The 19,488-nt window shown below is 73.4% G+C and carries 16 protein-coding genes; 11 read left to right on the forward strand and 5 right to left on the reverse strand.

Going from position 1 to position 19,488, the window contains the following annotated elements; translation table 11 throughout:
- The first annotated feature begins 7 nt into the window (after positions 1-7).
- The 3 genes from IE134_RS13945 to IE134_RS13955 all read left to right on the forward strand — a co-directional run bounded on the left by IE134_RS13945 (position 8) and on the right by IE134_RS13955 (position 2,533).
- Positions 8-730 (forward strand): TVP38/TMEM64 family protein, encoded by a 723-nt coding sequence (locus IE134_RS13945; RefSeq protein ID WP_189430640.1) that lies wholly within the window; start codon positions 8-10, stop codon positions 728-730.
- A 163-nt stretch (positions 731-893) separates the two neighbouring features.
- Positions 894-1,766, forward strand: coding sequence for an undecaprenyl-diphosphate phosphatase (locus tag IE134_RS13950; protein WP_030713817.1), 873 nt, complete (start codon positions 894-896; stop codon positions 1,764-1,766).
- A gap of 179 nt (positions 1,767-1,945) precedes the next feature.
- A complete protein-coding gene (locus tag IE134_RS13955; protein WP_032768629.1) occupies positions 1,946-2,533 on the forward strand; it encodes a DUF4352 domain-containing protein in 588 nt (195 codons plus the stop codon).
- 121 nt (positions 2,534-2,654) lie between these two features.
- Here IE134_RS13955 and IE134_RS13960 read toward each other — a convergent pair whose 3' ends face one another.
- Entirely contained in the window at positions 2,655-3,221 is a 567-nt protein-coding gene (locus IE134_RS13960) for an AAA family ATPase (RefSeq protein ID WP_098895248.1), read from the reverse strand.
- A 20-nt stretch (positions 3,222-3,241) separates the two neighbouring features.
- On the reverse strand, positions 3,242-7,411 hold the full coding sequence (locus IE134_RS13965; RefSeq protein ID WP_030713809.1) for a bifunctional nitrate reductase/sulfite reductase flavoprotein subunit alpha: 4,170 nt from the start codon (positions 7,409-7,411) through the stop codon (positions 3,242-3,244).
- A 428-nt stretch (positions 7,412-7,839) separates the two neighbouring features.
- On the opposite strand from IE134_RS13965, the gene IE134_RS13970 reads away from it, so the two are divergent.
- Genes IE134_RS13970 through IE134_RS13985 form a run of 4 tightly spaced genes read left to right on the forward strand, consistent with a single transcriptional unit; the run spans position 7,840 to position 12,191 of the window.
- On the forward strand, positions 7,840-8,580 hold the full coding sequence (locus tag IE134_RS13970) for a class I SAM-dependent methyltransferase (RefSeq protein ID WP_189430642.1): 741 nt from the start codon (positions 7,840-7,842) through the stop codon (positions 8,578-8,580).
- Positions 8,577-9,725, forward strand: coding sequence for a pyridoxal-phosphate dependent enzyme (locus IE134_RS13975; protein WP_189430644.1), 1,149 nt, complete (start codon positions 8,577-8,579; stop codon positions 9,723-9,725). The genes IE134_RS13970 and IE134_RS13975 overlap by 4 nt, the downstream gene beginning before the upstream one ends.
- Positions 9,722-10,945 (forward strand): ATP-grasp domain-containing protein, encoded by a 1,224-nt coding sequence (locus IE134_RS13980; protein WP_189430646.1) that lies wholly within the window; start codon positions 9,722-9,724, stop codon positions 10,943-10,945. Before IE134_RS13975 ends, IE134_RS13980 begins: the two co-directional genes overlap by 4 nt.
- Positions 10,946-10,955: 10 nt before the next feature.
- The gene (locus tag IE134_RS13985) at positions 10,956-12,191 is read left to right on the forward strand and encodes an MFS transporter (protein WP_189430647.1); all 1,236 of its coding nucleotides are present in this window, start codon (positions 10,956-10,958) and stop codon (positions 12,189-12,191) included.
- A 6-nt stretch (positions 12,192-12,197) separates the two neighbouring features.
- Here the strand turns inward: IE134_RS13985 and IE134_RS13990 are convergent, their stop codons facing one another.
- Both IE134_RS13990 and IE134_RS13995 read right to left on the reverse strand, forming a co-directional pair.
- Complete coding sequence (locus IE134_RS13990) at positions 12,198-12,815, reverse strand: sigma-70 family RNA polymerase sigma factor (protein ID WP_030713794.1); 618 nt, start codon at positions 12,813-12,815, stop codon at positions 12,198-12,200.
- A 370-nt stretch (positions 12,816-13,185) separates the two neighbouring features.
- On the reverse strand, positions 13,186-13,860 hold the full coding sequence (locus tag IE134_RS13995; RefSeq protein WP_030713791.1) for a hypothetical protein: 675 nt from the start codon (positions 13,858-13,860) through the stop codon (positions 13,186-13,188).
- A gap of 235 nt (positions 13,861-14,095) precedes the next feature.
- On the opposite strand from IE134_RS13995, the gene IE134_RS14000 reads away from it, so the two are divergent.
- The 4 genes from IE134_RS14000 (at position 14,096) to lnt (ending at position 18,524) form a co-directional block, all read left to right on the forward strand.
- Positions 14,096-15,109, forward strand: coding sequence for a ferric reductase-like transmembrane domain-containing protein (locus tag IE134_RS14000; protein ID WP_126931955.1), 1,014 nt, complete (start codon positions 14,096-14,098; stop codon positions 15,107-15,109).
- Between the two features lie 75 nt (positions 15,110-15,184).
- Positions 15,185-16,054, forward strand: coding sequence for a universal stress protein (locus IE134_RS14005; protein ID WP_030713785.1), 870 nt, complete (start codon positions 15,185-15,187; stop codon positions 16,052-16,054).
- A gap of 66 nt (positions 16,055-16,120) precedes the next feature.
- Complete coding sequence (locus IE134_RS14010; RefSeq protein ID WP_030713784.1) at positions 16,121-16,612, forward strand: nuclear transport factor 2 family protein; 492 nt, start codon at positions 16,121-16,123, stop codon at positions 16,610-16,612.
- 163 nt (positions 16,613-16,775) lie between these two features.
- On the forward strand, positions 16,776-18,524 hold the full coding sequence (lnt, locus tag IE134_RS14015; protein WP_189430649.1) for an apolipoprotein N-acyltransferase: 1,749 nt from the start codon (positions 16,776-16,778) through the stop codon (positions 18,522-18,524).
- On the opposite strand, the gene IE134_RS14020 is transcribed toward lnt, so the two are convergent.
- Positions 18,448-19,353 (reverse strand): Gfo/Idh/MocA family protein, encoded by a 906-nt coding sequence (locus IE134_RS14020; RefSeq protein ID WP_126931953.1) that lies wholly within the window; start codon positions 19,351-19,353, stop codon positions 18,448-18,450. The two genes, lnt and IE134_RS14020, sit on opposite strands and share 77 nt — an antisense overlap.
- Between the last annotated feature and the right edge of the window lie 135 nt (positions 19,354-19,488).

The following is a 19,488-nucleotide window of genomic DNA, read 5'->3' on the forward strand; positions in this document are numbered from 1 at the left end:
TCCCCGAATGTTCGACCCCGTCCCCGCCGCCCGGCCCGCCTCGGGTCCGGCCCTGCGCCTCTCCCGGGCGCTGTTGTCGCCGTGGTCCCGGTTCTCGCTGCTCGTCGTCGTCCTGCTGGGCGCCGCGTCGACGATGCTGCTGTTCGAACCACAGCGGCTGCTGGAGTCGGGGTGGCCGACCCAGCTGACCGGCGGCACGGCCGCGATGCTCTTCGGTCTGGCGTACGGGGCGCTGACGGTGGCGTTCGTGCCGCGCCCGCTGCTCAACGTCGCCGCGGGCGCGTTGTTCGGCGCGCAGACGGGTCTGGCGGCGGCGCTGGCGGGCACGGTGCTGGGTGCGGGCGTGTCGTTCATGCTGGGCCGGGTGCTGGGCCAGGACGCGTTGCGGACCCTGCTGCGCGGGAGGCTGCTCACTGCGGCGGACGGGGTGCTGAGCCGGCACGGCTTCCGTTCGGTCCTGGCGCTGCGGCTCTTCCCCGGTGTGCCGTTCGCCGCCGCCAACTACTGTGCGGCGACCTCCCGGATGGGCGCTCCGCCGTTCCTGCTGGCGACCGGCCTCGGGTCGATCCCGAACACGGCGGCGTACGTGATAGCCGGCAGCGAGGCCGCGTCGCCGACCTCGCCGGTGTTCCTGGCCGCCATGGGCTTCATCGTGCTGTCCGGTCTCGGCGGGGCCCTGGTGGCCTGGCGCAGACGCCACCGGCTGGGCCGGGACACGCCGGACAACTGAGCGTACGGCGGCACGTGGATGACCGGTGCAGTCGGCCTGACGTTCACTTTCAGGCGATACGCTGCCCGCGACCTCGATGTCCTTGACCGCACTTTGCACGCAGCCGACGGGCCCCAGCCGCCCGTGGCCGATGCACGATCACCTCCGGGATGGCCTAAGCCCCATGAGCTGGTTCGAATCATTCGTCCTGGGACTTGTTCAGGGACTGACCGAGTTCCTGCCGATCTCCTCCAGCGCGCATCTGCGGCTGACGGCCGCGTTCGCCGGCTGGCACGACCCGGGGGCGGCGTTCACCGCGATCACCCAGATCGGCACCGAGACGGCGGTGCTCATCTACTTCCGCAAGGACATCGCGCGCATCCTGTCGGCCTGGTTCCGCTCCCTGACGGACCGTGCGATGCGCAGCGACCACGACGCCCAGATGGGCTGGCTGGTCATCGTCGGCTCGATCCCCATCGGCGTGCTGGGCCTCACGCTCAAGGACCAGATCGAGGGCCCGTTCCGCGATCTGCGGCTGATCGCGACGACGCTGATCGTCATGGGCATCGTGCTCGGCGTCGCCGACCGGCTTGCCGCGCGCGACGAGACGGGCGGCAGGCACCGGGTGGTGAAGGAGCGCAAGACGCTCAAGGACCTGAGCGTCAAGGACGGTCTGATCTACGGGTTCTGCCAGGCGATGGCACTGATCCCCGGCGTCTCCCGCTCCGGCGCGACGATCAGCGGCGGCCTGCTGATGGGCTACACCCGCGAGTCGGCCGCCCGCTACTCGTTCCTGCTCGCGATCCCCGCGGTGCTCGCCTCGGGCGCGTACGAGCTGAAGGACGTGGGCGAGGGACATGTCTCCTGGGGCCCGACGATCTTCGCGACCCTGGTGGCCTTCGTCGTCGGCTACGCCGTCATCGCGTGGTTCATGAAGTTCATCACCACCAAGAGCTTCATGCCGTTCGTCATCTACCGCATTCTGCTCGGCATCCTCATCTTCGCCCTGGTCTGGTCGGGCGCGCTGAGCCCGCACGCGGGCGAGTCGGCGGGCTGACCCGGCCGCCGAGCGTCGGCAGGGGCTCCAGAAACCGGCGTTCAGTTCGAGCACAGAACGGACGATCGAGACTTCCTCTACCTTTCGGTCACATCTCCGTCACCAACCGGACAACCAGCCTCTCCCGTTGCCTACGGGTCGCTACGGTCATGCCTCCACGAACCGCACAAGGGGGACGCATGACGTACCAGCAGCCGCAGCCCGGTCAGCCGCAGCAGCCCGGGTGGGGGCAGCAGCCGCCCCCGCCTCGGAAGAGGAAGACCGGGAAGATCATCGGGTTCGGGTGCCTCGGGGTCGTCGGCCTGATCGTCCTCATCGTCGTCATCGCCATGGTCGCCAGTGGCGGTGACGACGGCAACGAATCGTCGACCACGAATCCGTCGGCCACCCAGGGGGAAGCGAAGAAGGACGAGCCCAAGGAAGAGGAGTCCGCCGAGAAGGCTCCCGTGACGGTCACCGCGAAGGCCGTCGCGTTCAAGAAGAGCGTCCTCGCCCAGGGCGACGACTACACCAGCGTCCAGGTCACCATCACGAACAACAGCAAGAACGACATCGAGGTCAACCCGCTGTACGTGACCATCACCGACACCGACGGCAGCAAGCACACCGTCGAACTCGGCGTCGACGAGGACCCGCTGGACGCCGTAACCCTTTCCCCCGGCGAGAACGTCACCGGAACCGTCACCGCCAAGGGCACCTTCGACGCCAAGTACGTGACGTACACCGACGGGCTCATCGGCGACAGCGTCCGCGGTGACGTCTCCTGACCCGAGAAGGAGGGTGCGCCCCGCCCGGGAGCAGCCGGGCGGGGCGATCCAGCAGCGCAGCAGCCAGCAGCGCGGATAGATGGTTCCACCGTACGGCGGGGGTCTGACAACGCCTGGGGCGTCAGGGTGCCGTGGGTGTCAGGCCGGTGGCGGACAGGACCGCCTCGACCGTTTCGGCCACCGTCAGGTCCGCGCTGTCGATCCAGATCTTCTCGTCGGCCAGTTCGTCGCGCATCGCCGTCTCCAGGAACGACCAGTCCGTCGTGAGGGTCTTGTCCCGGGCGAGGTTGCGCTCCCGGGCCTTCACCGCGCCCGGGGCCAGGATGACATGGTGCAGCGGTCCGCCGGAGAGCGTGGCTCGGTAGAAGTCGAGGTGGGCGCGGCGTACGACGACGTCGTCGATGACCGGGAGGAAGCCCGCGGCGAGGAAACTGTCCGCCAGCAGGCAGGCGTTGCGGGCCCGGAGGAAGATCTGGCGGTCGGCCTCCTCGTCCGGGTCGGGCGAGGGCCAACGGCCGCCCGAGACGATGAGTTCCTGGAGGGCGTCCACCTCGATGTGGGCGGAGGCGGGGAACCGGGCGGCGAGCGCCGCGGCCACCGTGCTCTTGCCGCTGCCGGGGATGCCGGTCAGCAGGACCGCGCCCACCGCCGGTTCCGCGGTGTCCACCGGTACTTCCGCCCAGGCCATCCCCGTACTCCCTCGTCCCGTCAGTACACGTCCCGTACGTATCTGCGGTCCGAGGCTAGCTGTTTGACCTGGGCGGCCGCGGCGTCGGGTTCGAGCCCTCCGTGGGCGACGGCGATGTCGCGCAGCGCCCGGTCGACGTCCTTGGCCATGCGGGAGGCGTCGCCGCAGACGTAGAGGTGGGCGCCGTCGCGGAGCCAGGACCAGAGCTGGGCTCCGTGCTCGCGCATCCGGTCCTGGACGTAGACCTTGGCCCGCTGGTCGCGGGAGAAGGCGGTGTCCAGCCGGGTGAGGGTGCCCGAGCGGCTCATCGTGTCGAGTTCCTCGCGGTAGTAGAAGTCCGTGGCGCGGTGCTGCTCGCCGAAGAACAGCCAGTTGGCCCCGGAGTGGCCCAGCGCACGGCGTTCCTCCAGGAAGCCCAGGAACGGGGCGACTCCCGTACCGGGACCGACCATGATCATCGGGGTGGCCGGGTCGGCGGGCGGGCGGAAGCGGTCGTTGCGCTGGACGAACACCGGTACGGAGCTGTCCGGTTCGGCGTCCGCGAGGAACGTGGAGGCGACGCCCTTCCGCATCCCGCCGAGGGCGCTCTCGTAGCGGATCACGGAGACCGTGAGACGCATCCGGTGCGGGTCCTCCAGCGGGCTGGAGGCTATGGAGTACAGCCGGGGGCGCAGCGGTCCCAGCACCTCGGCCCAGGCGGCGGCCGTGGCCCGTACCGGGTGCTCGGCCAGCACGTCGACGGCCTGCCGCCCCCACGTCCACCGGTCCCGCTCGCCCTTGTTGTCGGGGCGCAGCAGCTTCTTCAGGGGCCGGTCCCCCGTGTGGTCGGCGACCAGGCGCAGCAGGTCCGGGGTGATGCGGGTGATGTCGAGGTGGCGGTACAGGGCCTCGCCCAGCGCGACCGTCCCTTGGCCGGGGACGTCCACCTCGGCCGCCGGGTCGAGCCCGGTGACGGCGAGCCACTCGGCCACCAGGTCCGGGCAGTTGAGCGGCCGTACGCCGAGGGCGTCCCCGGCCGTGTACGTCAGGGGGGTGTCGGCGTGCCGCGTGTCGATCGTGAAGGCACGCACCTCCTTCGTCGCACCGGGCAGGCTCAGGAGGCGGTTCCCGGTGAGGAGGGCGGTGACGGGCTCGGCCCTGGAGGGCTGCTTCTCCGGCGGGGCCGGTGCCGCTGTCGGTGTGGCTTCCGGCCCCGTCGTTCCTTCCGGTGTCGTCACCTCCAGCGCCGCCCTGACCTCCTTGAGCCACTGGTCGAAGGGCTGCTCGTACTCCGGTTCGCAGTCGGTGCGCGGGACCAGCCGCTCCGCGCCCAGTTCGCCGAAGCGTTCATCGAGGCGGCGGCCGTGGCCGCAGAAGTCGTCGTACGTGGAGTCGCCGAGCGCGAGTACGGCGTAGCGGACGCCCTCCAGACGCGGGGTCTCGGGCGTGTTCAGCGACTCCCAGAAGCCGGAGCCGTTGTCGGGGGCGTCGCCGTCGCCGAAGGTGCTGGTGACGACGAGGAGGTCGGCCGGGCTCGGCAGGGCGTCGGGCGTCCCGTCGTCCATGCCGAGAAGCGTGGTGCGGTACCCCTCGGCGGCCAGCGTCCGGGCGGCCGTCGCGGCGACCTCCTCGGCGTTGCCGGTCTGCGAGGCCCACAGCACGACGACCGGCCGGCCGCCCTGGTGCGCCGGGGTGCTCTCCGGTGGTACGGGCGCGATCCCGGGTCCCGAGGGCTCCGGGAGCCGGGAGTGGGCGCCGGCCAGCATGCCGTTGACCCACAGGGCGGTCTCCGGGGCGAACGGGGCGCCCGCCGGGAGGACCGGGGTGCCCGCCGGGCGGGCGCCGAGGCCCGCCAGGAATCCGGCCAGATAGCGGCGTTCCGCGTCGCTGAGGACGGGCGGGGCGATCTCCGCGAGCCCCAAGGCGTCCACGAGTTCAGACGTGTGCGCGAGACCTGAGGTGCCCGCGAGACCCGAGGTGTCCGGCAGGCCTTCCGTGGTGACCGCCGGGGCAGCGACCTTCGCCAGCCGGACCGCGCACACCTTCAGCTCCGGCTGGAACGAGATCGGGTCGACCGCGTCGTTCGTCACCGCGTTCACGCCGAGGTACTCGCCGAACAGATCGTTCCAGTGGAACGGCGCGAAGCACTCCCCCGCCGCGACCCGGTCCGTGATCCGCGCCGGGAGCACAGCGCGCCCGCGCCGCGAGGCGACCTCGACGCCGTCGCCCTCGGCCAGTCCCAGAGCGGCCGCGTCATCAGGGTGGATCTCCACGAAGGGAGCCGGGTCCAGCCGGTTCAGTTTGGTGATCTTGGCGGTCTTGGTGAGGGTGTGCCACTGGTGCTGGAGCCGCCCGGTGTTGAGGACGAACGGGAAGTCCTCGTCGGGCATCTCCGCCGGCGGCAGGTGCGGGCGCGCGTGGAAGACGGCCCGGCCGTCCGGCAGGGGGAAGGCGAGCCTCGGGACCGTTCCGTCGGGTCGTACGGTCAGCTCCTGGCTGACGCCGTCGTTGAGGTAGCGCACGGGGTTGCGGGCCGGGCCTTCGACGTCCGCGCTCGGCCACTGGACGGGCGTCCCCCGCAGTCGCTCGTACGTCACACCCCTCAGGTCGTAGCCGGTGCGCGGGTTCCAGGCCCGGGTGATCTCGGCGAAGATCTCCTCGGCGCTCGTGTAGCCGAAGGCGTCCTCGTACCCCAGGGCGCAGGCGACCTCCGCGATGATCCGCCAGTCCGGCCAGGCCTCCCCGGGCGGGTCGGTGGCGCGGCGGGAGAGGGTGAGGGTGCGCTCCGAGTTGATCATCACGCCCTCGGACTCGGCCCAGAGCGCGGCGGGCAGGACGATATCGGCGTACGCGTTGGTCTCGGTGTCGGCGAACACGTCCTGGGTGACGACGAATTCGGCGGCCTCCAGGCCCTCGATGACGGTCCGGCGGTTGGCGACCGAGGCGACCGGGTTGGTGCAGATGATCCAGCAGGCCTTGATCTCCCCCTCGGCCATGCGCCGGAACATGTCCACCGTGCCGCTGCCCGAGCCGTCCGCGCGCAGGGTGCCGGGCGGGACGCCCCACAGCTCCTCGGTGAAGGCGCGGTCCTCGTCGGACAGGACCGATCGCTGGCCGGGCAGCCCGGGGCCCATGTAGCCCATCTCGCGGCCGCCCATGGCGTTGGGCTGGCCGGTGAGGGAGAACGGGCCGCTGCCGGGGCGGCAGATCGCGCCGGTCGCCAGGTGCAGGTTGATCAGGGCGTTGGTGTTCCAGGTGCCGTGGGTGGACTGGTTGAGCCCCATCGTCCAGCAGCTCATCCACTCGCCCGCCTCGCCGATCCAGCGGGCGGCCTGCCGGATGTCGTCCTCCGGGATGCCGGTGATCTCGGCGACCACGGCGGGCGGGTAGTCGCGGAGGAAGGCGGGCATCTGCTCCCAGCCCTCGGTGTGCTCGGCGATGAACGCGGGGTCGGTGTGCCCGTTCTCGACGAGGAGGTGCAGCAGGCCGTTGAGGAGGGCCAGGTCGGTACCGGGCCGGATCCGCAGGTACAGGTCCGCCTTGGCGGCGGTGGTGTTGCGCCGGGGGTCGACGACGATCAGCTTCGCGCCCGCCTTGACGCGCTCCATCATCCGCAGGAAGAGGATCGGGTGGCAGTCGGCCATGTTGGCGCCGGTGACGAGGAAGACGTCGGCGTGGGCGAAGTCCTCGTACGAGCCGGGCGGCCCGTCCGCGCCGAGGGACAGCTTGTAGCCGCTGCCCGCGCTCGCCATGCAGAGCCGGGAGTTGGACTCGATGGTGTTGGTCCTCAGGAACCCCTTGGCCAGCTTGTTGGCGAGGTACTGCGCCTCCAGCGTCATCTGGCCGGAGACGTAGAGGGCCACCGCGTCCGGGCCGTGGGTGTCCAGCACGGACCGCAGCCGGCGCGCCGTCTCCGCGATGGCGGCGTCCCTGCCGAGCGGGGCGGGCTGCTCGCTGCGGTCGGCGCGGGCCAGGGCGGTCGTCAGCCGGCCGGGCGCGGCGAGGAGGTCCGCGCCGGTCGCGCCCTTGGTGCACAGCCGGCCGGCGTTCGAGGGGTGCTCCTTGTCGCCGGACGCCTTGACGACGGTGCGGCGGCCGTCGGGGCCGGCGGCGATGTCGAGGACGATCCCGCAGCCGACACCGCAGTACGAGCAGACCGTACGCACCCGGTCGGTGGCGGGGGCGTCCGGCGGCGGGGTCGGCACGGTCATGTGCGGGGCCCTTCGGGGGCGGGCGTTCCCGGAGGGACGCGGGGCGGGCGGCGGTCGCTCCCGAATCTAGGAAAGGCCCGTTACCCAGGGATGACACCGGGCGAACAACGCCGGTTACGTCGCCTGCACACCGGCCGGGAACCTCCGGTGAGGCTGCCCGGCAGTGGGCCCCGATGCCGGAAACCTCCGGTGAGGCCGCCTGGCAGCGGGCCCCGGCGTCGTCCGGTGATCACGGGGAAGGTCCGGGCAGGACATCGGCCGGTGATCACGCGGGAACTTCCCGGCCGGGGCGGCCGACTACTGGAGAGACACCGGGTGCGGACGACGCCCCGGTGACGGAAGCGGCGGCCGGTGCGAGGGGGACCGCCGCCGGGATGACCGCCGCAGTACACCCACGGGGCCCCGGGCCCGGGAGGAGACCGCGAGGCATGCACTGGTACGAGGACGACGCGCTCTGGTCGGATTTCGCCGCGACGATGTTCCCACCGGCACGGGCCGAGTCCGCCGCCGCCCTGGTCGCGTCCTCCCCGCTGCTGGACTTCCCACCGGGCACGAGAGTCCTGGACCTGTGCTGCGGCCCCGGCCTCTTCGTGGTGCCGCTGGCGGGCCGCGGGTACGAGGTGACGGGCGTCGATCTGTCCCCGTCGATGCTGGACAGCGCCCGTACCGCCTGCGACGCGGCGGGCGCCGCGGTCCGGCTGGAGCGCGCCGACATGCTCACGTACCGGGAGCCGGGCGCCTTCGACGTGATCCTGAACGTCTTCACGTCGTTCGGCTACTTCGACGCGGCCGAGGACAACCTCCAGGTGCTGCGCAACGCCCACGAGAGCCTCGCGCCGGGCGGGCAGCTGCTGGTGGACGTGATGGGCAAGGAGGTGCTGGCGGGCTGGATCGGGCGGCCGAAGGCGGTCGATCTGCCCGACGGTGCCTACGTCGTCCAGCGCGACACCGTGCTCGACAGCTGGCGGCGCCTGCGCACGGACTGGACGCTGGTGCGCGGCACGACGGCCCGCACCGCCTCCATCACCTCCTGGCTCTACTCGGCGGCCGAGCTGCACGCCCTCTTCGAGAGCGCGGGCTTCACCGACGTGGAGTGCTTCGGCGGGTTCGACGCCTCCGGCTACGACCAGCGCTCGGACCGGCTCATCGTGCGCGGGCGGCGCACGTGAGGGCGGGGGCGGACGCCCGTCCGCGCAGCACCACCACGCCTGCCGCCACCGTGCACGACCACATCACCGACGCGGTGAAGACCCCGGACCTGATCCGGCTGACCGACGACGTCGTCCTCGCCCGCTTCGAGACGATGAAGGTGTACGCGGCGCTCGGCGCGGTCCGCTCGCTGCTGCGCCGGGGCCGGGTGGTGCCCGGACAGACCCTGGTCGACAGCTCCAGCGGCATCTACGCGCTGGCCCTCGCCATGGCCTGCCACCGCTACGGGCTGCGCTGCCACATCGTCGCCTCCACCACCGTGGACGCCACCATGCGGGCGCAGTTGGAGATCCTCGGCGCGACGGTCGACGCGATGCCGCCCTCGCAGAGCCTGCGCCTGGACCAGGAGCTGCGCGTACGCCATGTGCGCCGACTGCTCGCCGAGCGGCCCGACTTCCACTGGATGCGGCAGTACCACGACGGGGTCCACCACGAGGGCTACCGGGAGTTCGCGGAGCTGCTGTCCGGTGCGTTGCCGGACGGTCCGCTGACCGTGGTGGGCGCGGTGGGCACGGGTGCGTCGACCGGTGGACTGGCGCGTGCGCTGCGGGAGTCGGGGCGTTCGGTGCGGCTGGTGGGCATCCAGCCGTTCGGCAGTGTGACCTTCGGGAGCGAGCGCTTCGAGGACCCGGAGGCGATCATCGCGGGTATCGGCAGCTCGATCCCGTTCGGGAACGTCCGCCACGAGCTGTACGACACCGTGCACTGGCTGGACTTCCGCCATGCGATGGCCGGGGCGGTCGGACTGCTGCGGGAGCACGCGGTGTTCGCGGGTCTTTCCACCGGGGCGGCCCATCTGACGGCCTCCTGGGAGGCGGCCCGCGACCCCGGACGGCTGCATCTGGTGCTGGGCGCAGACACCGGACACCGTTACGCGGAGCGGGTGTTCGCCCGGCACGCCGAAGCCATGGACCCGGCCGGGCTACGGCCCCGCATCATCGCGTCACCGGACGAACTGCGGCCGCCGTGGTCGGTGATGGAGTGGGCCGGGCGTGCCGCTCCGGAGGCGGCCAGGACCGCCGAGGGCTCCTGGACCTCCGAGGGCGATGTCCCCTCCCCGTCCCCCTCCCCTTCCTCCGTACCGAGCGTGGAGCTGCTGCCATGACGATCGTCGCACTGGAGTCCCTGTCCTTCGGTCTGGGGCGGATGGCGGAGGCCGCTGCGGATGCCGGGCATCGGCTGTGCCTGCTGACCGGTGACCGTGCGGTCTACCGGCACGAGTTGGCGGTGCTGCCGCCGGACGCGCTGGACGTCGTCGATGTCGACACGTGGGACCAGGACGCCGTCCGCCGGGCGCTGGCCGCCATGCCGGACCTGGCCGGGCTGATCAACACGACAGACACCTGGAGCCTGCCGGCCGCCGAACTGGCCCGCGAACTCGGGCTCCCGGGGCCGCACCCGGAGTCCGTGACGCTGCTGCGGGACAAGCGCCGGGTCCGGGAGACGCTCCACGCGCACGGGCTGAGCCGCAGTACGGCCCTAGCTGTCCCGCCGGGTCCCGAAGGCGCCGGGGAGGTGCTGCGGGCAGTGGGGCTGCCCGCGGTCCTGAAGGACTCGGCGGGCACCTCGTCCCGCCATGTGTGGATCGTGCACGACGAGGAGGCCCTGCACCGGGCCCTGGCGGAGGCGGCCGAACAGCGCCTGACGGGCGCCCTGCTCGCCGAGGGGTTTCTCGCCGGCCCGCTGTACAGCGCGGAGACCCTCAGCTGGGACGGGACCACCCGGCTGCTCGGGGTGCTGAGCCGCCAGACGTCCCGGGCGGCGGTGGTACGGGAGGAGGCGGCGGCGTTCCCGGTGGCGTTGCCGGAGGACGAACGGGCCGGGATCGAGGCGTGGGCGGGCCGGGTCCTGGCGGCGGCCGGGCATGAACGGGGCTTCGCCCATGTGGAGTTCATCCTGACGGCCGACGGGCCCGAACTGGTCGAGGTCAACCGGAGGATCGGCGGCGCGCTGGTCGGCGAGGTGCTGTGCCGCACGCTGCGGACCAACGTCTACACGGCGATGATGGAGGAGGCGCTGGGCCAGCGCCCAGCGTTGCTGGACGCCCCGCTCGACGCCGAAGGCCCCGCGTACGGCTTCGTGTTGGTGTACCCGGAGCGGCCCGGGGTGCTGAAGGGCTGGCTCGGGCTCGACGAACTCGCCGCGTTCCCGGGGTCGGTGGAGTGGTTCCCGGTACGCGAGCCGGGCGAGAGCGTGGTCCACGTCGGCGACCAGCGGGGCTGTACGGGCATGGTGCTGGCCGAGGGGCGGACGGCGGAGCTGGCCCAGCACCGGGCGTGGAGCGCGGCCGTCCGGGTCCGCCCGGTCATCGCGGACGAGCCGTGAGCCCGGGGCGGTGAGGCCGCTGCGCGCGGAGGCGTCCCCCGGGGCCCGCGTACGGCAGCCTTTCTCCGGTCCTCAACGGTTCCTGCTGGCGGGCTCGTTCCTGATCACGCTGGGCAGCTTCGCCGTGCTGCCCTACATGTCGGTGCTGCTGCACCAGCGGCTGGGCATCGGCCTCGGCACGGTCGGTCTCGTGCTGGCGGTGGCCTCGCTCATCCAGTTCGCCGGGGGTGCCGTCGCGGGTCCGGTGGTGGCGCGGATCGGGCTGCGGCGCGCGATGCTGCTGGCGCTGGCGCTGCGTACGGCGGGGTTCGCCGCGTTCGTGCCCGGGCTGACCAGTCCGGTCCTCGCGGTCGGGGCGCTGCTGCTGGTGTCGGCGGGTGCGGCTCTGTATCTCCCGGCGAACAAGGCGTACTTGGTGGAGGGGGTGCCCGAGGCGGGCCGCCCCCGGCTGCTGTCGGCGAGCAGTTCGGCGTTCAACGCGGGGATGGCGCTGGGCCCGCCCGCCGCCGCGCCGCTCGTCCTGGGCTCGCCCGGGGTGCTGTTCGCGTGCGTCGCCGGGCTGTTCGCGCTGATCGGGGCCGGGCACGCGCTGCTGCCGCAGGGTGTGGCGGACCGGCCGTCGGGCGGTGCCGGACCCACCGCCGCAGAGGCACGGGACACCGGTGAACGAGCCTCCGGACTCTCGCCGTTCCTGGTGACCGTGCTCAGCGTGTACGCCTTCATGTTCTTCCAGCACTACCTGGCGCTCTACGCGGTCCCCCGGACGTCGGCCGCCTTCTACGGGGCCGTCCTGACGGGGTACGCGGCCCTCCTCGTCGTCGCCCAGCCGCTGCTGGCGGAACGGGTCGCCGCGCTGAGCTACCCGGCCGCGCTGCGGTGGGGGTTCGGGGCGATGGCGGCGGGGATGGCGGCGATCGGGGCCGGCGGACACGCGGGGATCGCCGTGGGCGGGGCGCTGCTGTGCCTCGGGGAGATCGTGCTCTTCCTCAAGAACGACCTGGAGGCGTTGGCCCGTTCGGCCGCCGCCCCGGCGAGCGTGTTCGGGCGGCAGCGGCTGGCGGCGGGCGTCGGTGCGTTCGCCAGTGGGGTGGTGGGCGGTCAGCTGTATGGGGCGGCCGAAACAGCGGGCTCGGCGCGGGGGTTCTGGGCGGTGGTCTGCCTCCAGTGCCTGTTGCTGCCGTCGGTCTTGCTGCTCCGCCGCCGTACCGCCCGGGGCCGTGCGGGGCCCCGGGCGGAGGGTGCCTGAGCCGGGCTAGCCCGCTCGGACGAGGTCGGCGGGGTCGGCCGGTTCCGCGCGCCACTGTCCGGCGAGTTCGCGGCGGGCGCGCGCCACCCGGGAGCGGACCGTACCGATCGGGCAGCCCGCGGCGGCCGCGGCCTCCTCGTAGGACGCGCCCAGCAGTTGGGTGAGCACGAAGGCCTGGCGGCGGGCCGGGTCCAGTCGGCGCAGGGCGTCCAGCACCGCGGCGGACTCCTCGAACCCGGGCAGATGGCGGGGCTGGGCGCGTTCCGCCGCGGTCTGCCAGTCCGCGGTGTCGGCGGTGCGGGGGCGCACGGCGGCCGCCCGGTGCCGGTCGATGACGACGCGCCGCGCGATCGACATCAGCCAGGTCCGGGCGCAGGACCGCCCCGCGAACCGGGCCAGTCCGCTCATCGCCCGCAGGTAGGTCTCCTGGGCCAGGTCGTCGGCGCCCGGGGCGTCGGAGCTCAGGTAGGCGACGAACCGGCGGACGTCCTCGTAGGTCGCCCGGACGAACCGGTCGGCGGCCTCCTGGTCCCCGCCGCCCGCGGCCAGCGCCCAGTCGGTGATCTGCCCGTCGTTCTGCCGGGCGGCCGGGACCCGGGGGTGGGGCGGCCGGGCGGCGGACACCCGGAGGACCGGCGGCCGGGAGACGGTGGGCCGGACGGGCGGCGATGCGGCGGCCGACAGTGCGGCGGTCAGGGCCACGGCGGGTTGCGCGGCGGCCGGTAGTGCGGCGGCCGACAGTGCGGGGGGCCGGACGGGCGGCGCGGCAGCCGGTGATGCGGCGGCGGCCGGTAGTGCGGGAGCAGGAAGTGTCACAGCAGTCCTTCGCGTCCTTGCGGAGCCGCGGCAGCGGTCGCCCGGCTCCGGTGACCGGTTCCGTTCCGGACGCGCCGCTGGGGGCGGGCCCGGGGAACCGGTATGCCTGTCACGGGTGTGCGCGCGGGCGCACACCCGTACCGCCTCCGGCGCACAGAGGCCGGAGGGCGGATGGAGGTCAGAGGAAGCGGAGGGAGAGCGGGGGCCCGCGCCGGGAGATGGCGTGCAGGGCGAGAAGGTCCTGGGGGCGGCGGCCGGCCCGGCGCCGGGTGCGTCGCCGGGCGGGCGGCACCGGGGCGGGCGGCGTCGCGGACCACAGGCCCCAGGCGGTCCGCAGCGGGGCGCGGACGAACAGCACCAGGCAGCGGCCCAGCCGGGCGAGGGCGACCTCGCCGCGCCACAGCCACCAGCCGCAGACCAGCCCGGCCAGCGCGTGGGCGACGGCCATGCCGAGGGTGAACACCGTCCCGTCGAAGGCGGCCAGAAGCCCCATCAGGTCCGACGAGCCGCCGATCGGGACCTCGTGCGCGGAGTGGCCCATCGTCCCCGCCCCATGGTGTCCACCGCCCGCGTGGTGCGCGCCGGCGCCGGACGGCAGCCAGGATCCGGCACCGGAGAAGAAGGCGTGCAGCCCCAACTGGCCCAGGACATGGGCGGCGACGGTCGCCGGAGCGCTCCGTTCCCGCGCGGCGAGCCACCATCCCGCCCCGCACACCGGCAGCAGCGCGGCGGCCTGGACGAGCAGGGGCAGGGGCGCGCCGGACATCAGCGCGTGGCCGAGCCCGGACACGGCGACGCACACGACCGCGAACAGCGCGGTGCGCCCGAGTCGGAGTGCGGTTCCGGCTCCCATGGCAGCCATGGCAGCCATGGTGCCAGCCGTACCCACCCCGGCGAGAAGAGCACCAGATGCCGAAACAACGGGAGTTCGCCTCGTTTGCCCCACCAGCACCATGTGTGATCCATGTCACATGGCGCTGCGGGGAACTTTCCCTGCCCGCCGCCCGACTGCTCCAACAACGCGTCTGCGTACGCCTCGTGGCCCGGGGCCGCCGCATCCGCCCCCATCCCCGCCCCGAAGAGGCCGCATGACGAACCCGCCCCCCGCCCCCGAACCGGCAGCGGCCGCCGAGGCGCCCGAAAGCACCGCATCCGGCGATCCGCAGGTCCCCGGCCCCCGGCGGGCGGGAGAGCCGAGACGGCCGACGCTCCGCTCCGACCTGCGGGCCTCGTGGCCCGACGGTCTGGTGGCGCTCGTCATTACCGCCGCGGTCTTCGTCCTGCTCTACATACGCATCCGCAACAAGACCTCCTCCACGGTCACCGTGATGCCGTTCATGGCCGACGCGGGCGGCTTCTGGATGTACTTCCTCAGCCAGGCGTTCGGCTGGTCCGCCCTGCTCTGGGCCTGGGGCACGGTCGTCCTCGGCCTGATGCTGTCCGGGCCGCGGCCCTCCCGCCTTCCGCTGTCGGGCCCCCGGCTGGAACGCCTGCACCGCACCACGAGCCTCAACACCATCGCCCTGATCGCCGCCCACGCCCTGCTCTTCGCGGCCGAACTGGTCCGGCACGACACGGCCACCTGGAACTCCGCCGTCGCCACCGCCTTCGTGGAGGCCTTCGTGCCCGGCGGCTACGACTCCGGGACCGGGCGAATCGCCATCCCCGTCGGCCAGGCGGCGCTCTACCTCGCGATCCCGCTCGGCCTGCTCTTCTACGTACGCCACCGCATCGGCCCCAAGACCTGGCGGGTCCTGCACCGGTGCGTGATCGTCGTGTACGTCCTCAGCGTCTGGCACACCCTGCTGTACGGGACCAACGTCTGGTACGACGGCTGGTTCCGGACCAGCGTCTGGCTGCTCCAGATCCCGATCGCGGCCCTGCTGCTCCTGCGGCTGCTGCGGCCCGCCCGGCGCTCCGAGAAACTGCCGGGCAGGCCCGGGGAGACCGCCAAGGCCCGGACAGGATGGGCGCTGCGGCTGGGCGGCCGGCTCGCGGTGGTGGCGATCGTGGTGGCCCTGGTCGCCGTCGTGGCCAGCGGCAGGGACGGCGGGCGCAGCGTGCCCCCGGACGACACCTCCTCCACCCACAACCACGACTGACGGGCCGCCGGACCCCCGGGGCCTCTCGGGCACCAGGGACGAGTGCTGCCGGCCCGGCGACGTACGCTCGGGGGCATGACCACCAACGATCTTCCCGTGATCGCCGCCGTCGACGGCTCCACACACAGCCGGCAGGCGCTGGACTGGGCCACCCGCGAAGCCGCGCGGCGCGGACTGCCGCTGCTGATCGTCCACGTGCGCCCGCTCACCCGGCAGGTCGACGAGGAGACCGGGCGGCGCGAGGCCGAGGCGCTCCTGGCCGAGTCCGTACGCCGGAGCGCGCTCATCGCCCCGGAGCTGCGGCCCTCCACGCTGGCCCCGCTGGACTTCCCGTCGGCGGCCCTGGTCTCGCTGGGCCGGGACGCGTCGATGATCGTGGTCGGATCGCGCGGGCTCGGCGGCTTCCGCTCGCTGATGATCGGTTCCAACAGCCTCGCCACGGCGTCGATGGCGAGCTGTCCCGTCGTCGTGGTGCAGGACGACCGCCCCGAGGGGGACGAGGACCGGGGCTCCGACGCGGACGCCTTCACCGACATCGTGGCGGGGGTGGCCGCCGACGAGAGCAGTGAGGCGGTTCTGGAGTTCGCCTTCGCCACCGCGGCCTCCCGGCCGGGTGCCCGGCTGCGGATCGTCCACGGCTGGACGATGTTCTCCTCGATGCTCGCGGGCGGCCCGGTCCTGGACCGGCAGGAGGCGGCGGGGTCCGCCGCCCGGACGCTGGCCGAGCTGACCTCGGGCTGGCACGAGAAGTACCCGCAGGTGGAGATCGTCCGGGAGCCGGTCAACGGTTCCGCCTCGCGCACCCTGGTGACCGCGTCGGCGACGGCGGCCCTGACGGTGATCGGCCGCCGCAAGGGCGGCGAGTCGCTCGGGCTCGGGCTGTCCCCGGTGGCGCAGACGGCGGTCACGCACGCGCTGGGGCCGGTCGCCGTCGTCCCCTGCTGAGGCTGTTCCGTCTCCGAGGGACGCAGGACTCTTGGCCTGGCGGGCGGCTTGGCCGAGACTTGACCGATGACACAGCGTGTGGCGCTCGCGACCGTGATGGACCGGCTTGCCATCGATGCGGTGATCACCGGATACGCGGTGGCCGTCGACGACGGGGCCTGGTCGGACTACGGTGCCCTGTTCACCCCGGACGGCCGCGCGGACTACCGGGGCGCGGGTGGCATGGAGGGCCCGGCCGATGAGGTCGCCCGGTGGCTGGAGGAGACGATGCGTCTCTTCCCCGTACGCCAGCACCTGATCGTCAACCGCCGGATCGACCTGGAGGACCTGGGCGGCTACACGGGCGATTGGGCCGAGGTGCGGGCCGACTACCTCAATCCGATGTGCCTGGCCCGGCGGACGGCGAGCGGTCCGGACGCGGACACGCCGGGCAAGGCGGGTGCCGCCACGCCCGACTTCGTGACCGGCGGCCGCTACACCTTCGCGCTGCACCGCGCCGAGGCGGGCTGGCTGATCCGTACGGTCACCGTCCACGAGAAGTGGCGCCGGACCCCGTAGAGCCTGTCGTCCGAGTGCCGCCTGCCTGGCCCTGGAGCCGTCTGCCGTGCCCCGCTCGGCCCGCGTCCTGTGTCCGGCGGGGATCACCTCCCCCACACTGGGTATCCAGGGGTCGACGCGGCGGGGCGATCGCCCGCCCGCGCGGGACCGAGGAGGGCACGGCATGCGAATCCGGGGCGGGCGTCTCCCGGTCGGCAGGAACGCGGCCGACACCTCCGGAAGCGGCGGCTCCGGCACGTCCGGCGGCGCCTCTGGTGACGACACGCCCGGCGGCGTCACGCCCGGCGGCGGCACATCCGGCGACGGGCCGACTGCGGGCGGCCCGGATTCCACCGGCGCGGGCCGGCTCGCGTCACCCTGGACCCGGGCCGCCGCCCTCCTGCTCGCCGGGGCACTGCCCGCGCTCGCCTTCCCCGCACCCGGGCTCTGGTGGCTCGCCTACGTGGCCCTGGTCCCCTGGCTGCTGCTGATCCGCACGGCCCGCACGCCGCGCCGCGCGGTGCTGGACGGGTGGATCGGCGGCATCGGGTTCGTCATCGCCGTGCACCACTGGCTGATGCCGAGCCTCCATGTCTTCATCGTGCTGCTGGCCGCCCTGCTCGGGCTGCTCTGGGCCCCCTGGGGCCTGCTGGTGTCCCGGCTGCTCGGCGGCTCCCCCTCCGCGCGGCGCGCCGTGGCCGCCGTGGTCGTCGTGCCCTCCGGGTGGCTGCTGATCGAGCTGGTCCGGTCCTGGGAGGGGCTCGGCGGACCCTGGGGGCTCCTCGGCGCGAGTCAGTGGGAGGTCTCCCCCGCCCTGCGGGTCGCCTCGGTGGGCGGGGTGTGGCTGGTGAGCCTGCTGGTGCTGGCGGTGAACACCGGTGCGGCGCTGCTGATCGCCGTACCCCGCGCCCGTACGGCCGCCGGGGTCGCGCTCCTGGTGTGCGCCCTGTCCGTGACCGCGATGTGGGCCTGGGCGCCCCGGCCCGAGGACGCGGGCACAGTCAGGATCGCCGTCGTACAGCCGGGGATCGTGGAGGGGCCGGGAAGCGTCGCGCGCCGGCTCGACCGGGGCGAGGAGCTGACCCGTCCGCTGGCGGGCCGGGGCGTGGACCTGGTGGTGTGGGGCGAGAGCAGTATCGGGGCCGGGGCGTGGGAGAACCCGGAGACCGCGCGGCGGCTGGCGGAGCTGTCCCGGCTGGTCGGCGCGGACCTGCTGGTCAACGTGGACGCCCGGCAGACGGACGGTACGGGGCGCTCGGGGATCTTCAAGTCGGCCGTGCTCGTCGGTCCTGACGGGCCGACCGGGGACCGCTACGACAAGATGCGCCTTGTCCCGTTCGGCGAGTACGTCCCGGCCCGCTCCCTGCTGGGGTGGGCGACCTCCGTGGGCAAGGCGGCGGGCGAGGACCGGCTGCGCGGCGACCGCCAGGTGGTGATGACCCTGCCGGACGGGGCGCGGGGGCTGCGGATCGGCCCGCTGGTCTGCTTCGAGACGGCGTTCCCCGACATGAGCCGCAGGCTGGTGCGCGACGGTGCGCAGGTGCTCGTGGCCCAGTCCGCCACCTCGACGTTCCAGGAGAGCTGGGCCCCGGCCCAGCACGCGTCGCTGGGGGCGCTGCGGGCCGCCGAGAACGGCCGCCCGATGGTCCACGCCACGCTCACCGGGATCAGCGCGGCGTACGGGCCCCGGGGCGAGCGGGCGGGCCGCCCGCTCGGCACGGACGCGAGCGCGGCGGAGGTCTTCGACCTGCCGCTGGCCCGCGGGGAGACGCTCTACGGGCGGTTCGGCGACTGGCCGGTGTACGGGGCGTTCGCGGCGCTCGCCGCGCTGTGCGCCGTCGAGGGGCTGCGGGCGCTCAGGCGGTCTGCTCCACGGCCTCCCGGACCACCCGCTCACACAGCTCATGGGTCGCCAGGGCGTCCCGGGCGCTGAGCGTCTCGCCCCGGCGCACGGCGTCGAGGAAGGCGTGCACACAGGCCTCGATGCCGCGCTGCCGGGCCACGGGGACCCAGTCGCCGCGCCGCCGCACCGAGGGCTGGCCCTTGTGGTCGACGATGTCCGCGAGGTTGAGGACCTGGCGCTTGGTGTCCTGGCCGGAGACTTCGAGGATCTCCTCGGTCGACCCGTTCAGCCGGTTCATCATGCCGATCGCGGTGAATCCGTCGCCGGACAGCTGGAGCACCACGTGGTGCATCAGGCCGTCCACGATCCGGGCCCGCACGGTGGTGTGGTCGACGGTGCCCGGGGCCAGGAAACGCAGGGTGTCGACGACGTGGATGAAGTCGTCGAGGATCATCGTCCGGGGGTCCTCGGGCAGCCCGACCCGGTTCTTCTGCAGGAGGATCAGCTCGCGCGGGTGCTCCGCGCACTGCGCGTAGCCCGGGGCGAAACGGCGGTTGAAGCCGACGGCGAGGCTGACACCGCGTTCCTCGGCGAGGTTCACCAGCCGCTCGGACTCGGCGTACTCGTAGGCGATCGGCTTGTCGACATAGGTGTGGACGCCGGCGTCCAGGAGGCGCTCCACGATCTGCGGGTGCACGGCGGTCGGGGCGTGCACGAACGCCGCGTCCAGCCCCGCGTCGAGGAGGGAGTCGAGGGTCTCGTGACGGCCTTCGGCCGGAACGCGGTGGGCGTCGCCGACCGCCTGGAGCGTGGCCGGTGTGCGGGTCTGCAGGTGCGGTTCGACCCCCGGTACGGCGGTGAGCACCGGCAGGTACGCCTTCTGCGCGATATCGCCGAGTCCGATGCAACCGATCTTCACGAGGGTCTCCCTGTCGCCGTGCCGGGCCGCTGTACGCGGCTGTTCGCGCCCCGGCAGCATACGTCGCCGCCGCCTGGCGCCCGGCTGCCGGTCCGTTCAGAAAACCCCTGGCCAGCCCCCTGATCAGGGGTCACG

It is taken from the genome of Streptomyces rubiginosohelvolus, assembly GCF_014649875.1.
GTDB lineage: Bacteria > Actinomycetota > Actinomycetes > Streptomycetales > Streptomycetaceae > Streptomyces > Streptomyces rubiginosohelvolus.

What these genes read in the sequence shown, in the direction of transcription:
- IE134_RS13955 (WP_032768629.1), top strand. Translation starts at nt 1,946, where the DNA reads ATGACGTACCAGCAGCCGCAGCCCGGTCAGCCGCAGCAGCCCGGGTGG.
- IE134_RS13995 (WP_030713791.1), bottom strand. Translation starts at nt 13,860, where the DNA reads ATGGGAGCCGGAACCGCACTCCGACTCGGGCGCACCGCGCTGTTCGCG.
- IE134_RS14000 (WP_126931955.1), top strand. Translation starts at nt 14,096, where the DNA reads ATGACGAACCCGCCCCCCGCCCCCGAACCGGCAGCGGCCGCCGAGGCG.
- IE134_RS13960 (WP_098895248.1), bottom strand. Translation starts at nt 3,221, where the DNA reads ATGGCCTGGGCGGAAGTACCGGTGGACACCGCGGAACCGGCGGTGGGC.
- lnt (WP_189430649.1), top strand. Translation starts at nt 16,776, where the DNA reads ATGCGAATCCGGGGCGGGCGTCTCCCGGTCGGCAGGAACGCGGCCGAC.
- IE134_RS14005 (WP_030713785.1), top strand. Translation starts at nt 15,185, where the DNA reads ATGACCACCAACGATCTTCCCGTGATCGCCGCCGTCGACGGCTCCACA.
- IE134_RS13950 (WP_030713817.1), top strand. Translation starts at nt 894, where the DNA reads ATGAGCTGGTTCGAATCATTCGTCCTGGGACTTGTTCAGGGACTGACC.
- IE134_RS13980 (WP_189430646.1), top strand. Translation starts at nt 9,722, where the DNA reads ATGACGATCGTCGCACTGGAGTCCCTGTCCTTCGGTCTGGGGCGGATG.
- IE134_RS13970 (WP_189430642.1), top strand. Translation starts at nt 7,840, where the DNA reads ATGCACTGGTACGAGGACGACGCGCTCTGGTCGGATTTCGCCGCGACG.
- IE134_RS13945 (WP_189430640.1), top strand. Translation starts at nt 8, where the DNA reads ATGTTCGACCCCGTCCCCGCCGCCCGGCCCGCCTCGGGTCCGGCCCTG.
- IE134_RS13965 (WP_030713809.1), bottom strand. Translation starts at nt 7,411, where the DNA reads ATGACCGTGCCGACCCCGCCGCCGGACGCCCCCGCCACCGACCGGGTG.
- IE134_RS14010 (WP_030713784.1), top strand. Translation starts at nt 16,121, where the DNA reads ATGACACAGCGTGTGGCGCTCGCGACCGTGATGGACCGGCTTGCCATC.